Raw genomic sequence first — 14885 nt, forward strand, 5'->3', positions numbered from 1 at the left:
GGTCATCGCGTCCAGCAGGCTCTGCACGCCCGGCCGGATCTGCTGCTTCGCACGACCCGCGCCCGCTGACGGCCCGGCCGCGCCTGCGCGACCCGCGCCCGCTGACGGCCCGCCCGCGCCCGTTGCCGATCCGCCCGCGCCCGCTGGCGGGCCGGGCTCGGCTGACCAGGCGGGGTCGGGTCCGGTCGCGGACCCGCCGGCCGGCGACGGCCGCACCGACGACGACGGGGGTACGACCTGATGCCGCTCTGGGTGGAGCTGGTGCTGCGGGTGGGTGGCGTGCTTGTCGCGTTCCTCACCCTGCCGTTGCTGGTCGGCCAGGCCGAGCACAAGGTGATGGCGCACATGCAGGGCCGGCTCGGTCCGATGTATGCCGGCGGCTTCCACGGCTGGGCCCAGTTGATCGCGGACGGGGTCAAGTTCGTGCAGAAGGAGGACGTGACCCCGCGCGAGGCCGACCGGGCGGTGTTCCGGCTGGCCCCGGCGGTGGCCCTGGTGCCCTACCTGCTGGTGCTGCTTGTCATCCCGCTCGGTCCGAACGACCTGGTCGGGCAACCGTTGGACATCGGCTTGTTCTTCGTGCTGGCCGTGGTCGGTGTCGGGGTCGTGGCGGTGCTCATGTCGGCGTGGGCGTCGGCCAACAAGTACAGCCTGCTCGGTGGGCTGCGGGGGGCCGCCCAGTTGCTCGGGTACGAGCTGCCGCTGGTGCTGGCCGCCGCCTCGGTGGCGATGGCGGCGGGCACGCTCAGCCTCTCCGGCATCGTCGAGGCGTGGCAGCCGTGGTGGCTGCTCTGGCAGGCGCCCGCGATGATCGTTTTCTTCGTCGCCGGGCTGGCCGAGATCCGCCGGCCACCGTTCGACATGCCGGTGGCGGACTCGGAGCTGGTCTTCGGCTACATGACCGAATACACGGGTCTGCGTTTCGCGTTCTTCCTGCTCGCCGAGTACGTCGGCATCGTGGTGATCGCCGCGCTGACCACTGTGCTGTTCCTCGGTGGGTGGCAGGGCCCGTTCGCCGACGATCAGCTGGGCTGGCTGTGGACGCTGCTCAAGATCTTCGCGGTGTCCTTCGTGATCATCTGGCTCCGGGTGTCCTACCCCCGGCTACGTGAGGACCAGCTCCAGCGTCTCTGCTGGCTGGTGCTGGTGCCGGCATCCCTCGCGCAACTGGTCCTCACGGCAGCCGTCCGCATCGCCCTGTAGACAGTGCTCCCTCGCGATCGGCTGGGCGCCGGCTGAATCCGTCGGCGGCGCTTCGAGCTGGTCCCGAGAGACGCCTTCGCCAAGATCCGAGCAACTTCCCGGATGTTGCTGCCTCCGACTCTCGGGAGACACCAACAACCCTGATGTTGCGCGGATCTTGGCGACGAGCACTCGGCAGAGGACGGCCGGGCCGCGCGGCCCGTGGGCGGTCAGGTCAGCGGGGTGTGCGCTAGGTCGACGGGCTCGGCCGGCGGCGGGGGTGGGGTGCCGTCGCCGAAGGGGCGGCCACCAAGTGCCCCCCGACCGTGCGGGGTGACCCAGTTGGACAGGTCGGGGCCGAGCGGCACGATCCCGGTCGGGTTGATGTCGCGGTGCACCTCGTAGTAGTGCCGCTTGATGTGGTCGAAGTCGATTGTGTCGCCGAAGCCGGGGGTCTGGAACAGGTCCCGGGCGTACCCCCACAGCACCGGCATCTCGCTCAGCTTCTGCCGGTTGCACTTGAAGTGGCCGTGATAGACCGGGTCGAAGCGGACCAGCGTGGTGAACAGCCGCACGTCGGCCTCGGTGATGGTGTCGCCGACCAGGAAGCGCTGGTCGGTCAGCCGCTCGGTCAACCAGTCCAGCCGGTCGAAGAGCCGGTGGTACGCCTTGTCGTACGCCTCCTGGCTGCCGGCGAACCCGCACCGGTAGACGCCGTTGTTGACGTCTCGGAAGACCACGTCGTTGACCTCGTCGATCTGCGCCCGCAGATGCTCGGGATACAGCTGCGGGGCACCCGGCCGGTGGTACGCGCCCCACTGGGTGGACAGGTCGAGGCTCATCTGCGCGTAGTCGTTTGTCACCACCTGCCCGGTCGGCACGTCGACGATCGCCGGGACGGTGATGCCGCGCTCGTAGCCCGGGAAGCGCTTGAAGTACGCCTCCTGGATGCGCTCGATGTCGAGCACCGGGTCCCGCCCGCCCGGGTCGAGGTCGAAGGTCCAGCTCCGGGCGTCGTGGGTCGGCCCGGCCACCGCCATCGAGATGGCGTCCTCCAGGCCGAGGAGTCGCCGCACGATGATCAGGCGGTTGGCCCACGGGCAGGCCCGACTGACCGCCAGCCGGTACCGGCCGGGCTCCACCGGGTACCCGTTGCGCCCGTCCTCGGTGATCCGAGTGGCGATGTACCGCTGGTCGCGGGTGAACTCGCCACCCGGCTCGACGTACTTCCCGCCTGTTTCCTCGCCCACGTCATCCTCCGGTCTGTTGCCGCCTGCTCCCCATCCTTACCGATCTCCGACCTGTCGACGCGGTGAGCCCCGGATACCCTCGCCGGCATGACGGATGTGGAGGCGGCGGCCCGGCGGTTCATCACCGATGTGTGGAACGCGCGTCAGGAGGAGTCGGCGTACGAGTTGATCGCGGAGGAGTGCCCGGGGCTGGGCGGCACCGGGCCGGAGGCGACGCTGGCCTGGCACCGGGAGCGGCGGGCGGCCTTCCCGGACCTGCGCTACAAGATCGTGGACGTGGTGGCGGCCGGCGAGCGGGTGGCCGTGCACTGGCGGGCCGCCGGCACGCACGCCGGGCAGTTCGGGCCGGTGCCGCCGACCGGGCAGGTGGTCAGCTACTCCGGGGCGACGTTCCTGCGCTTCGACCCCGCGGGCCGGATCGTCGAGGTGTGGAGCTGCAACGAGCTGTTCCAGTTGCTCCAACAGCTCGGCGTGGAGATGCTCCCCCCGACCGTCAGCGGACCCGGGGCGTGATCCGCTCCAGCGGAATGTCCATCTCCCAGGGCTCGGGCAGGAGGATGCCGTCGGTCATCCGGGCCTTCTCGACGTAGATGCGTTTCATCGGGTCGAGTTTGTGGGCGTGCACCACGATGCCGCCCTCGGTCTCGATCCGCCAGAAGTAGGGGATGTCTGCCTCGGCGTACAGGGCCGGCTTGAGCACTCGGTCGATAGCGCGCGAGCCGTCGGAGACGATTTCGACCACCAGCATCACCTCGTGTGGCCGGTAGTGCGACGGGTTCCGGGCGGCTGCGTCGAGCTCGGTGACCAGCACGTCGGGGATGAACGCGCGGGTTCGGGAGAGCCTCACCTCGACCGCCTGGGTCACGTCCAGGTCCGCGGGGCAGGTCTCGTCGAGTGCGGCCATCAGCCGACCAGCGATGGACTGGTGTAGTCGCGTGGGGGAGGGCGACATCATCAGGTTTCCGTCCAGGAGCTCGTAACGGCGCCCATCGTCGGGCAGGCGGTCGAGGTCGTCGGTCGTCCACTCGCCCGGCGGCGGAGCGTCGTCGTGCAGCGCGGCGGTCATCGACGGGTCCTTTCCGGTGCGTTCGTTCTCCCCGCGACCACGGTACCGCCTCGGACCTGTGGGTGGTGGTCGCGCGCGCCGGGGCCACAGGGCAGGATGGTCGACATGACCCACCCCAGCGAGCACGGCGACCCGGCCGGCGCCACCGGCGCGCGCGGCCTGCCCGGCGCGGGCCTGGTAAAGGGGCTGGCGGTCACCCTCAAGACGATGACCAGCCGCTCGACCACCCAGCAGTACCCGGACGTGGCCCCCGACCTGCCGCCCCGCTCGCGTGGCGTGATCGCGCTGTCGGAGGAGAACTGCACGGTCTGCATGCTCTGCGCCCGGGAGTGTCCGGACTGGTGCATCTACATCGACTCGCACAAGGAGGAGGTGGTGGTGCCGGGCGCCGCCCGCCCCCGCCAGCGCAACGTGCTCGACAAGTTCGACATCGACTTCTCGCTCTGCATGTACTGCGGCATCTGCATCGAGGTCTGCCCGTTCGACGCGCTCTACTGGTCACCCGAGTTCGAGTACGCCGAGTACGACATCAAGGACCTGCTGCACGACAAGGACCACCTCGGCGAGTGGATGGCGACCGTCCCCGCGCCGCCCGCGCACGACCCGAACGGGGAACCGGCCAAGGAGGAGACCGCCGCCGCCCGCAAGGCCGCCGCCGCGCGTCCGGCTCCCCCATCGGTACGCCCCGAGCCCGGCCCGGCGTCGTGACCGCGCGTTGGGTGACCGCCCGAGCGTCGGGGGCGGCTCGGTGACCGGCGCGGACGTGCTGCTGCTCGCCCTCGGCGCGGTGGCGGTCGGCGCTGGCGTGCTGGTGGTGACCACGAAGCACCTGGTCCGGGCAGGGCTCTACCTGGTGGTGTGCCTGGGCGCGCTGGCCGGTGACTTCCTGGTGCTCAGCGCCGAGCTGGTGGCCTGGGTGCAGGTGCTGATCTACGTGGGCGCGGTGGTGGTCCTGCTGCTGTTCGCGGTGATGCTGACCCGGGCGCCGATCGGCGCCTCCGACGACCTGGACCGGCCCGGCTGGCCGGCCGCCCTGATCGGTGGTGGCGCCGGGCTGGGGCTGACCGTCCTGCTCGTCGACGCGTACCGCTGGAGCACCGTCGCGCTGCCCGCCGCGGGCACCGCCGAGCGGCTGGGTGAGCAGATCTTCCAGTCCTGGGTGCTGCCGTTCGAGGTGCTCTCGGTGCTGCTGCTGTCCGCCCTGGTGGGTGCGATCGTGCTGTCCCGGCCGGACATCGGCCGAGCTGGCCCCGACGCGGCTGCCACCGCCGACCGGCCCGGGGCCGGCGTAGGGACCGGGGGGCGCCGGTGAGGCCGGTCATCCCGTACGTCACCGCCGCGCTGCTGTTCGGCCTCGGCGTGTACGGCGTGCTGCGCCGGCGCAACGCGGTGCTGGTGCTGATGTCGGTCGAGTTGATGCTCAACGCGGTCAACCTGATCCTGGTCACCGCGGACACCACCGCCCGCGCCGTGCTGCCGCACTCCGGGCAGGTCTTCGCGCTGTTCGTGATCGTCCTCGCCGCCGCCGAGATCGGGGTGGGGCTGGCGATCGTCCTCCAGCTCTATCGGCTGCGGGCCACCGTCGCTGTGGACGACGTGCCGCTGACCGAGCCGGCGCAGACCGTCGGCGGGCGAGAGCCGGCCGTCCTGGACACGGAGGCGGGCCGGTGACCGGGCTGCTCGGGGCGTTGCTGCCCGCCGTACCGCTGGTCGCCGGCCTGGCCGGCCTGCTGTTGCCGCCGGCCCCGCGCCACAACGACACGACCGGCGGCGGCCGGGCCCGACGGGCAGCCGTGGCGCTCGGCGTGACCGGCGCGGCCGGCGCGTTGGCGCTGGCCGTCGCGCTGCTGCTCACCGTCGACGGGCCGACGGAGACGTCGGCCACCTGGGTCGACGTCGGCGGGCTGGCGGTGACGCTCGGCGTACGGCTGGACGGCGCCGCCGCGCTGGTCGCGGTGGCGGTCACCGCTGTCGCGTTGGCCGTGCAGGTCTACTCCATCGGCTACCTGCGGCGCGGTCCGCACGACGACGTCGACGTCGACCACCGCTACCCGCCGTACGCCGCGCAGATCAGCCTCTTCACCGGCGCCATGCTGCTGGTGGTGGTCGCCGGTGACCTGATCATGCTGTTGGTCGGTTGGGAGGTGATGGGCCTCTGCTCGTACCTGCTCATCGCCCACGACCGCCGACTGCCCGGCGCGCCGGCCGCCGCGATGAAGGCGTTCCTGGTGACCCGGGTCGGTGACGTCGGGTTCCTGCTGGGCATCGCGTTGCTGGGTGTGTCGACGGGCAGCTTCCGGATCGCCGACGTGCTCGCCCACGACCACTCCACCGCGACGCTGACCGCCGCCGGTCTGCTGCTGCTCGCCGGGGTGGCCGGCAAGAGCGCGCAGTTCCCGCTGCACACCTGGCTGCCGGACGCGATGGCCGGCCCGACGCCGATCTCCGCGCTGATCCACGCCGCGACGATGGTCGCCGCCGGGGTGTACGCGGTGGCCCGGCTCTACCCGCTGTTCACCGCCGCGCCGGTGACGCTGACGGTGCTGGGGGTGCTCGGCGCGATCACCCTGCTGCTCGGTGCGCTCGCCGCCACCGCCCAGGACGACATCAAGCGGGTGCTGGCCTGGTCGACAGTCTCCCAGTTGGGTTACATGACCGGCGCGCTGGCGGTCGGTTCACCGTCGGCGGCGCTGTTCCACCTGCTCACCCACGCCGCGTTCAAGGCGTTGCTGTTCCTCGCCGCCGGCGCGGTGATCCACGCCGTGGGCACCACCCTGATGTCGGAGATGGGCGGGCTGCGGCGCAGCATGCCTGTCACGTTCTGGTGCACAGTGGTGGGCCTCGGTGCGCTGGCCGGAGTGCCGCCGTTGGCGGGCTTCTGGAGCAAGGACGGCGTCCTCACGGTGGCCGAGTCCGCCGCGCTGGAGGGCACCGGCCCGGCACCGTCCTGGGTGGGGTGGATCGTCTGGATCGCCGGCTTGCTCGGCGTGGCGATCACCGCCTGGTACGCCGGCCGGCTGCTGCTGCGCGCATTCTTCGGTGCTCCACGCCTGCCGCTGGTCCGGCCGCACGACCCGCCGGCGGTGCTGCGCTGGCCGGTGCTGCTGCTGACCGTGCCGGCCGCGCTGCTCGGTGTGGTCGGGTTCGTCGGAGCGTTCGCCGATCGCCTGCGGTTCCCGACAGTGCCGGTGGCGGGCTCCGAGGACGGCCTGGTCCACGTGGGGTCGGGGGTGCTGCTGCCGCTCGCGTTCCTGCTGGTCGGGGCGGTGCTGGTCACGCTCGGGTGGCGGCGGAACCCGGCCGCCGACCCGGCGGACGCGCTGGGTCCGCTGCGGCCGGTCTTCGCCCGCGCGTTCCGGCTCGACGACGTCCAGCACACCCTTGTCGTACGCCCCGTCCGCGCGCTGGCCCGCGTCGTTCGCGCCGGTGACGAGGTGGTGGTGGACGGTGCCGTCGAGGGCAGCGGGCGGGCCGCCACCGGTCTGGGTGCCGGGCTGGCCGCGCTGCACCGGGCGGCGCTGCCCCGGGCCGCCGCCGGGGTCCTGGCCGGCGCGCTGCTGATCGGGCTGGCCGCCGCCGCGATCGGGGCGGTCCGGTGAGCGCGAGGAGTGTGCCGGGGTTGCGAGCCCCGCAGTCGCGAACGAAGGCGGTCCGGTGAGCGCGAGGAGTGTGCCGGGGTTGCGAGCCCCGCAGTCGCGAACGAAGGCGGTCCGGTGAGCGTTGGGCAGGTGTTGCTGGTTGCCGTGCTGGCGGTGCCGGCGCTGGGTGCTGTCGCGGTGGCGGCGACACCCCGGGACCGGGCGGCCCGGCTGGTCGGCACCGTCGCGGCGGCGCTGACCCTGCTGGCGGCGGTGCCGCTGGTGTTCGGCGGTCGCGGCTGGTTGGCCTGGTCGGCGGACGGGCCGGCGGTGCGTCCGTGGCACCAGCTGGACCTGCCCTGGGTGCCCGGCCTGGAGTTGCGCTTCCACCTCGGCGTCGACGGCATCTCCTGGCCACTTGTCGTGTTGACCGCGCTGCTCACGCTGCTCTGCTGCGCGTACACGATGTGGCGGGTGCCGGACGGCGGCAGTGGCCGGGCGCTTGTGGCGTTGCTGTTGGTGGTCGAGGTGGGCATCCTGGGCACCTTCCTCGCCCTGGACCTGGTGCTGTTCTTCCTCTTCTTCGAGGTCGTCCTGCTGCCGATGTACGCGATCATCGCCGGCTGGGGCGGCGTGGACCGGCGTCGAGCGGCCCGCAAGTTCGCGCTCTACACGCTCTTCGGCTCGGTGTTGCTGCTGGTCGGCGTGTACGTGGTGGTCGCGGCCACCGGCACCGCCGATCTGGTGGCGCTGACCGGTGGCGCGGGGATGTCCAGGGGCACCCAATGGGCAGCGTTCACCCTGTTCGCTGTGGCGTTCGCGGTGAAGAGCCCGCTGTGGCCGCTGCACTCCTGGCTGCCCGACGCACACACCCAGGCGCCCACGGTGGGCAGTGTCGTGTTGGCCGGGGTGCTGCTGAAGATGGGCACCTACGGTCTGATCCGGGTGGCGGTGGGGGTGGCACCGGAGGGCGCCCGGTGGGCGGCGCCGGTGCTCGGCGTGCTGGCCGTCGCCGCGATCCTGGTCGGTTCGCTGGTCTGTCTGGCGCAGGCCGACGTGAAGCGGCTGATCGCGTACTCCAGTGTGGGGCACATGGGCTTCGTGCTGCTGGGCGTTGCCACGCTGACGACCGTCGGCATCCAGGCGGCGTTGATCGGCAACATCGCGCACGGGGTGCTCACCGCTCTGCTGTTCTTCCTGGCCGGGGCGGTGAAGGACCGTACCGGCACGGGCACGCTCGCCGAGTTGTCCGGGCTGCGGGAGACCGCGCCCCGGTTGGCCGGCCTGCTCGCGTTCGCGGCGATCGGCTCGCTCGGCCTGCCCGGGTTGGCCGGCTTCTGGGGCGAGGCGTTCGCGGTGATCGCCGCCGTCCAGGTGGGCGGCCCGCTCTGGACCACCCTCGGGGTGTTGGCCGCCGTCGGTGCGGCGCTCACCGCCGCGTACTTCCTGCGCCTGCTGCGCCAGGTCACCCACAATCGGCCGAGTGCCGCAGTCGGTCGGGTCGGCCCGGGCCTGGCCGGTGCGGAGCTGACCGCGTGGGTGCCGCTGGTGCTGCTCGCGTTGGCCATCGGGCTGGCCCCGGCACTGGTCCTCGGCGTCGCCGAGGCTCCCGTCGACGCCCTGATCGGGGTGGTCTTCCCATGACTGGCGTGCAGAGCGTGGACAACGTCGCGCTGCTGCCGGCCTACCTGGCCGCCGGCACCGCCGTGCTCGTGCTCCTCACCGACCTGCTCCTGGCGCGGCCACGGGCCACGATCGTGGTGGCGGCGCTCGGCGCGCTCGGCACCGCCGTCGGTGCCGCAGTGGTCGGAGCGGCCGGGGAGCGGCGGACGTTCTGTGTCGGCGCCGACTGCTCCTGGATCTTCAACGGCCGGGCCGCGCTGGTCGGCACGGTGGTGGCGCTGCTGACCCTGGGCGTGCTCGGGCTGTCCGTGCCGGCGCTGCGGGGCGGGCGGTCGCCGGTGGGGGAGTACGCCTTCCTACTGGCCTGCTCGATGACCGGTGGCGTGGTGCTCGGCGCTGCGGGCGACCTGATCACGTTGATCGTCGCCCTGGAGACGCTGACCCTGCCGCTGTACGTGCTTGTCGGCCTGCGTCGGGGCAGCCTCGCCAGCGCCGAGGCGGCACTGACCTTCTTCGTGGTCAGCGTGGTGGCGACCACCATCACGCTGCTCGGCGCGGCGCTGCTGTACGCGGTGACCGGCGGGCTGCACCTGGACCGGCTCGGTGCGCTGCTCGCCGAGCGGCCGGAGTTGCGGGACCTGCCGCTGACCACCGCCGCGGTGGCGTTGCTGCTTGCCGGGTTGGCGTTCAAGGTGGCGGCGGTGCCGTTCCACGCCTGGGCGCCGGCCACCTACGACGGGGCGCCGCTGCCGGTGGCCGCGTACCTGTCCACGGCGTCGAAGCTGGGTGGCCTCGTCGCGCTGCTCGCCGTGGTGCAGCGGGCGCTGCCGGCGGAGCAGACCGGGCCGGTGCTCGCCCTGCTCGCGGTGCTCACCATGACCGTCGGCAACCTGGTCGCGCTGCGTCAGCGGCGTACCGTCCGGCTGCTCGCCTGGTCGTCCGTCGCGCAGGCCGGCTACATCCTCGCCCCGCTGGGAGCGTTGGCGCTGGCCGCCGGCCGCACGGACGAGGCGCGCTCCGCCGCGTACGCCGCCGCACTGGCGTACGCCGTCTTCTTCGTGGTGTTGGAGCTGGCCGCGTTCGCCGGGGTGACCGCGTTGCGCCCGGCTGGTGCGGACGGCGGCACGCTTGACGACCTGCGCGGGGCGGCCCGCCGGCACCCGTGGCGGGCCGCGGCGCTCGGTCTCGCGCTGGTGGGTCTGGCTGGCCTGCCGCCCGGCCTGGCCGGCCTGTTCGCCAAGGTGACAGTGGTGCGGGCGCTGCTGGACGGCGGGGCGGCCTGGCTGGCGCTGGTGGTGGCGTTGAACGCGGTGATCGGGCTGGCGTACTACCTGCGGGTGACCGCCGCGCTCTGGGCACCGGCGTCTCCTGCCCCCCGCGGCGGCATCGCCGCCGTACCCGTGGTGGGTGTGGTGGCCGTGGTGCTGGCGGTGACGACTGTGGCCGCCGTGGTGCTCGGCCTCGCCCCGCAGGTGGTGCTCGACCTCGCTGGCCGCTGACCTGCGAATTCCAGTCTCAGTGAACTCTCAGCGTTGAGACGGATGGTTGGCGGGTACCGGGTTGTTGCACCGGTCAGCGGATCCCGGCGATCCGTGCACCGAAGGAGACATCGTGCACCACAACCGTCTGAAGACCGCCGCCCTGCTCGGCCTGCTCTCCGCGCTGATCCTCGCCGTGGGCTACGGGTTCGGTGGCAGCGGCGGCCTGGTCATCGCCGTCCTCATCTCGCTTGTCATGAACGGCGTCACCTACTTCTACTCCGACAAGCTCGCGCTGCGCTCGATGGGTGCGCAACCGGTCACCGAGGCACAGTTCCCCGAGCTGTACCGGATGGTGCGGGAGTTGGCGACCGACGCCCAGCAGCCGATGCCGCGCCTGTACGTCAGCCCGACCGCGCAGCCGAACGCGTTCGCCACGGGTCGTAACCCGCAGCACGCGGCGGTCTGCGTGACCCAGGGCATCACCGAGATCCTCGACTACCGCGAGCTGCGCGGCGTGATCGGGCATGAGCTGTCCCACGTCTACAACCGGGACATTCTGATCTCCAGCGTGGCGGCCGGTCTGGCCAGCATCATCACCCTGCTGGCGAACCTCGCCTTCTTCATCCCGCTGGGCGGTGGGGACGACGAGGACCGGCCGAACCCGGCAGTGCTGCTGCTCACCCTGATCCTCGGCCCGATCGCGGCGACCGTGATCCAGTTGGCGATCAGCCGGAGCCGCGAGTTCCAGGCGGACGCCTCGGGCGCCGAGTTGAGCCGTGACCCGCTGGCCCTGGCGAGCGCGCTCCGCAAGATCGACGCGGTGGCCCGACGTCGGCCGCTGCCGGCTCAGGGCCAGCTCACCAGCACCGCGCACCTGATGATCGCCAACCCGTTCAAAGGTGGCGGCATGGCCGCTCTCTTCTCCACCCACCCGAAGATGGAGGACCGCGTCGCACGGCTGGAGCAGATGGCCGCCAACGCGGGGCCGGTCCAGTTCCAACGCTGACCCACTGAGCACCTCCTCCGCCCGTATCCGGTCGCCCCGGGTACGGGCGGAGTCCCGTGTCGGGGCGGATATCTGGTGTCGTCCCGGCGGGCGACGGCGTTAGGGTCGTAACGGCTAACGCTCATTACATCCCCGGGAGGTTCACGGTGGCCGCGCTGCGTCAGTATCTGGGTGTCTGGCGGATTCCCGGCGCCCCGATGTTGCTGATCCTCGGCATCGTCGGGCGGCTCGGAATCGGCATGACCCCGCTGGCGCTGCTGCTGGTGGTCGAACAGGTGACCGGACGGTACGCGCTGGCCGCCATCGCGGGCGGGATCTACGCCGTCGCCGGTGCCGCCCTCAGCCCGGTGGCCGGACGGATCGCCGACCGGGTCGGCCCCAGCCCCGTCCTGCTGGTCACCGCAGTGGCTCACCCGCTGGCGCTCATCGGACTGCTGCTGGCCAGCCGCTCGGGCGACGACGCTCTCCCCGCCATCTATCTCGCCGCGGGAGTGGCCGGCGCCACCTACCCGCCGCTCACCGCCGCCATCCGTGGCGCGTGGAACGACCTGACCGGCCCCAACTCCGGCCGGTACCCCCTGCGCAACACGGCGCTCGCCGCCGAGACCTCGCTGTTCGAAATCGTCTTCGTGCTCGGCCCGCTGCTCGTCGCCGGTTTCGTGCTCGTCGCCGACGCGGCGGCCGCGCTGATCGGTGCCGCAGTGGTCACCCTGGTCGGCACCACCGCCGTGGCCCTCGGCCAGGTGATGCGCGGTTGGCGTCCGCACCCACGCGAGCACCACGCCCGAGGGCTCGGCCCGCTGCGGGTCGCCGGCTTCCCGGCCCTGCTGGTCTGCGTGGCCGGCCTGGGCATCGCATTCGGCGCCGCCGGGGTGATCGTCCCCGCCTACGCGAGCGGCCACACCACCGGCGACCCGGAGAGCCTGGCCGGACTTCTCCTGGCGGTCTGGGGGATCGGCAGCGCCATCGGGGGGTTCTGGTTCGGCGTCCGCAAGCCGGCGGCGAACATGACCCGGCAGTTCGCCCTGCTGCTCGCCGCGCTGGCCGGCACCTTTGCCGTGTTCGCGGTGATGCCCACCCCGCTGGCGCTGGGCGTCGCCCTGGTCGTCGGCGGAGCCACCATCGCGCCCGCGCTCACCCTGGAGAACACCCTGGTCGGCCGGATCGCCCCGACCGGCATGCTGAACGAGGCGTACACCTGGGTGGTCACCGTCGCGGTGGCGGCGAGCGCGGCCGGTGGCTCGGTGGCCGGCCTGATCGTGGATCACGCCGGTGGCGTCCGCTGGGCGTTCCTGTTCGCCGGGGCGGCCGTCGCCGTCGGGGCCGCGGTCGCGGCCCTGCCCGCCGGGCCCATCGCCCGCGCCGAAACCACAGCGGTACGCGCCGAAGACCCCGTCCCGGTCTGACCCGTCCGTACCCGGGCGCCGGGCGTTCCTTCCGCGGCGGCGCCGGCGGTACACCCTGCGCTGAATACAGCCGATTGTGTACCGTCTAAGTTGTGGAGACGCTGACGCACGGGCAGGTGCTGGCCCGGTTCGGTCATGCCCTGTCCGATCCGATTCGCGCCCGGCTGCTGCTGGCCCTTTGCGAAGGCCCTGGTTACCCGGCCGAGCTGGCCGAGCTGGTGGGCACCAGCCGACAAAACCTCTCCAACCACCTGGCCTGCCTGCGCGGCTGCGGCCTCGTCGTGGCCGTGCCCGAGGGGCGACGCACCCGCTACGAGCTGACCGACCGGCGGTTGGCACATGCCCTGGGCGACCTGCTCGGCCTCGTCCTGACCGTCGACCCGGCCTCCTGCGCCGCCGCAGACGACAAGGGCTGCTGCTGATGGGCGACCCGACGACCCAGGTGCGGTCGCCCGACGGGGTGCAGCGGCGGCGGATGCTTGCCCGACGGGTACGACTGCTGGTGGCCGCCTCGATCACGTACAACGTCATCGAGGCGGCGGTCGCGATCACCGCCGGAGCGGCGGCGTCATCCACGGCGCTGATCGGCTTCGGCCTGGACTCCGTGATCGAGGTGTCCTCCGCGGCTGCGGTGGCGTGGCAGTTCGCCGGACGCGACCCGGAGGCGCGGGAGAAGACGGCACTGCGGATCATCGCGGTGTCGTTCTTCGCCCTGGCCGCCTACATAACCGTCGAGTCGGCTCGGGCGCTGCTCGGCGGCAGGGAGGCCGAGCACTCCACCGTCGGACTGACCCTGGCCGCGCTGTCGCTGCTCATCATGCCGGTGCTGTCCCACGCCCAGCGTCGGGCCGGCCGTGAGCTGAATTCCCGGTCAGCGGTGGCCGACTCCAAGCAGACCCTGCTCTGCACGTACCTCTCGGCCGTGCTGCTGGTCGGGCTCGGACTCAACAGCCTCCTGGGATGGTCCTGGGCCGACCCGCTGGCCGCCCTGGTCATCGCGGCGGTCGCGGTCAAAGAGGGCCGCGAGGCGTGGCGCGGTGACGCCTGCTGCGCCGCGCCCCTCGGCCCGCCTCAACCGCCCACCGCCACGACCCTCGGTGACACCTGCGGGTGCCGACCCGGCTGCTCGTGCTGTACGCCAGAGAACGAGGCGCGACCGTAGGTTGCCTGCGGTCGAGGCCGCGACTACCGGTAGTTGTCGAACTGAAGGGCGACGCCGAAGTCCTCGCCCTTGAGCAGCGAGATGACCGCCTGGAGGTCGTCCCTCTTCTTGCCGGTGACGCGCAGCTGCTCGCCCTGAATCTGCGCCTGCACGCCCTTGGGACCCTCATCGCGGATCTTCTTGCTGATGGCCTTGGCCTTGTCCGCCTCGATGCCCTGGACGACCTTGCAGTCAATCTTGAAAATCTTGCCGGACGGGCGCGGCTCGCCAGCGTCCAGCGCCTTCAACGAGATGTTCCGCTTGACGAGCTTCTCCTTGAACACGTCCAGTGCGGCACGAACACGCTCCTCGGTCTCCGCCTGAAGGCCGATCGCCTCCTCGCCGGACCAGGAGATCTCCGCCCCGGTGCCGCGGAAGTCGAACCGAGTCGCGAGCTCCTTCACCGCCTGCCGGAGGGCGTTGTCGACCTCCTGGCGGTCAACCTTGCTCACAATGTCAAACGACGGGTTCGCTGCCATGTATCTGCTCCTGCTGTCCGGCGGTCTGGGCCTGCCGTCGGCCGCCGACCAGCGGCACGACCCCCTGACCGTACCCGGTTGCGTCGGCACCGGGGGGAGCCGCTATCCTTGCTTCCGCCGCCGCGTTGCGACGCGGTGGGGTGCCCTGGCGGGTTGCCCGAGCGGCCAATGGGAGCGGACTGTAAATCCGTCGCGAAAGCTTCAGAGGTTCGAATCCTCTACCCGCCACCAGGTGCAGACACGGCCCCTGACCAGCAGAGATGCTGATCGGGGGCCGTTGTCGTTGATCTAGCCGAGTCCGGCTGAGTCCAGCCGTTGACGACTGGTTGTGGGCAGATGGTGGGCAGGTCGATCTTGCCGCGGAGGGCTCCTCTGGGGCTGCGAACGCGGAGTTGCCGGCCCGGCGCGAACACGCCTGGAGTGACTGGCTGAGGGCTGCTTGTGGGCTTCGCTGACTGCGGGGCTAGGCCGGGGGCAAGCCAGTCCCGGGGTTGGACTGGCGCGGCAGTCGGAAGCCCTTGCCCTCGATGAGGTCGACCTGCCGGCTTCCGTGCCGCCTTGCCGCGGTCGTGCTGCGTCTGGATCCGTGAAGTTCGGGGCGGCGGTCCGGCGG

Annotated in this window: 15 protein-coding genes and 1 tRNA gene; 13 read left to right on the forward strand and 3 right to left on the reverse strand. The window is 72.0% G+C overall.

The window, feature by feature from the left end:
- Positions 1-240 precede the first annotated feature (240 nt).
- A complete protein-coding gene (locus tag ABZU25_RS28655) occupies positions 241-1203 on the forward strand; it encodes a complex I subunit 1 family protein (RefSeq protein WP_355032474.1) in 963 nt (320 codons plus the stop codon).
- A 209-nt stretch (positions 1204-1412) separates the two neighbouring features.
- Here the strand turns inward: ABZU25_RS28655 and ABZU25_RS28660 are convergent, their stop codons facing one another.
- Positions 1413-2432, reverse strand: a complete 1020-nt coding sequence (locus tag ABZU25_RS28660; protein WP_355032475.1) for a glutathione S-transferase C-terminal domain-containing protein — start codon at positions 2430-2432, stop codon at positions 1413-1415.
- Positions 2433-2519: 87 nt separating this feature from the next.
- Between ABZU25_RS28660 and ABZU25_RS28665 the strand changes: the two genes are divergently transcribed.
- Positions 2520-2945, forward strand: coding sequence for an ester cyclase (locus ABZU25_RS28665; protein ID WP_355032476.1), 426 nt, complete (start codon positions 2520-2522; stop codon positions 2943-2945).
- Here the strand turns inward: ABZU25_RS28665 and ABZU25_RS28670 are convergent.
- On the reverse strand, positions 2926-3498 hold the full coding sequence (locus tag ABZU25_RS28670; RefSeq protein WP_355032477.1) for a Uma2 family endonuclease: 573 nt from the start codon (positions 3496-3498) through the stop codon (positions 2926-2928). The two genes, ABZU25_RS28665 and ABZU25_RS28670, sit on opposite strands and share 20 nt — an antisense overlap.
- 96 nt (positions 3499-3594) lie before the next feature.
- Here ABZU25_RS28670 and ABZU25_RS28675 point away from each other — a divergent pair, with 96 nt between their 5' ends.
- From ABZU25_RS28675 to ABZU25_RS28720, 10 genes are all read left to right on the forward strand, one after another.
- Positions 3595-4206 carry an NADH-quinone oxidoreductase subunit I gene (locus ABZU25_RS28675; RefSeq protein WP_355032478.1) on the forward strand — a complete coding sequence of 204 codons (612 nt, stop codon included), beginning with the start codon at positions 3595-3597 and terminating at the stop codon, positions 4204-4206.
- 40 nt (positions 4207-4246) lie between these two features.
- Positions 4247-4810, forward strand: a complete 564-nt coding sequence (locus ABZU25_RS28680) for an NADH-quinone oxidoreductase subunit J (RefSeq protein ID WP_355032479.1) — start codon at positions 4247-4249, stop codon at positions 4808-4810.
- Positions 4807-5169 (forward strand): NADH-quinone oxidoreductase subunit NuoK, encoded by a 363-nt coding sequence (gene nuoK / locus ABZU25_RS28685; protein WP_355032480.1) that lies wholly within the window; start codon positions 4807-4809, stop codon positions 5167-5169. Before ABZU25_RS28680 ends, nuoK begins: the two co-directional genes overlap by 4 nt.
- Positions 5166-7097 carry an NADH-quinone oxidoreductase subunit L gene (locus tag ABZU25_RS28690; protein WP_355032481.1) on the forward strand — a complete coding sequence of 644 codons (1932 nt, stop codon included), beginning with the start codon at positions 5166-5168 and terminating at the stop codon, positions 7095-7097. The genes nuoK and ABZU25_RS28690 overlap by 4 nt, the downstream gene beginning before the upstream one ends.
- 114 nt (positions 7098-7211) lie before the next feature.
- On the forward strand, positions 7212-8720 hold the full coding sequence (locus tag ABZU25_RS28695) for an NADH-quinone oxidoreductase subunit M (RefSeq protein ID WP_355032482.1): 1509 nt from the start codon (positions 7212-7214) through the stop codon (positions 8718-8720).
- The gene (locus ABZU25_RS28700; protein WP_355032483.1) at positions 8717-10198 is read left to right on the forward strand and encodes a proton-conducting transporter membrane subunit; all 1482 of its coding nucleotides are present in this window, start codon (positions 8717-8719) and stop codon (positions 10196-10198) included. Before ABZU25_RS28695 ends, ABZU25_RS28700 begins: the two co-directional genes overlap by 4 nt.
- A gap of 112 nt (positions 10199-10310) precedes the next feature.
- Positions 10311-11186, forward strand: coding sequence for a zinc metalloprotease HtpX (gene htpX / locus ABZU25_RS28705; protein ID WP_355032484.1), 876 nt, complete (start codon positions 10311-10313; stop codon positions 11184-11186).
- Between the two features lie 146 nt (positions 11187-11332).
- Entirely contained in the window at positions 11333-12592 is a 1260-nt protein-coding gene (locus tag ABZU25_RS28710) for an MFS transporter (RefSeq protein WP_355032485.1), read from the forward strand.
- Positions 12593-12684: 92 nt separating this feature from the next.
- Complete coding sequence (locus ABZU25_RS28715) at positions 12685-13014, forward strand: winged helix-turn-helix domain-containing protein (protein WP_355032486.1); 330 nt, start codon at positions 12685-12687, stop codon at positions 13012-13014.
- Positions 13014-13754 carry a cation transporter gene (locus ABZU25_RS28720; RefSeq protein ID WP_355032487.1) on the forward strand — a complete coding sequence of 247 codons (741 nt, stop codon included), beginning with the start codon at positions 13014-13016 and terminating at the stop codon, positions 13752-13754. The genes ABZU25_RS28715 and ABZU25_RS28720 overlap by 1 nt, the downstream gene beginning before the upstream one ends.
- Positions 13755-13777: 23 nt before the next feature.
- Here the strand turns inward: ABZU25_RS28720 and ABZU25_RS28725 are convergent, their stop codons facing one another.
- Positions 13778-14272, reverse strand: coding sequence for a YajQ family cyclic di-GMP-binding protein (locus ABZU25_RS28725; RefSeq protein ID WP_355032488.1), 495 nt, complete (start codon positions 14270-14272; stop codon positions 13778-13780).
- A gap of 147 nt (positions 14273-14419) precedes the next feature.
- Between ABZU25_RS28725 and ABZU25_RS28730 the strand changes: the two genes are divergently transcribed.
- Positions 14420-14503: transfer RNA gene (locus tag ABZU25_RS28730), tRNA-Tyr, on the forward strand.
- Positions 14504-14885: the final 382 nt, after the last annotated feature.

The sequence above is a fragment of the Micromonospora sp. NPDC005215 genome (assembly GCF_040607915.1).
Classification (GTDB): Bacteria; Actinomycetota; Actinomycetes; order Mycobacteriales; family Micromonosporaceae; genus Micromonospora.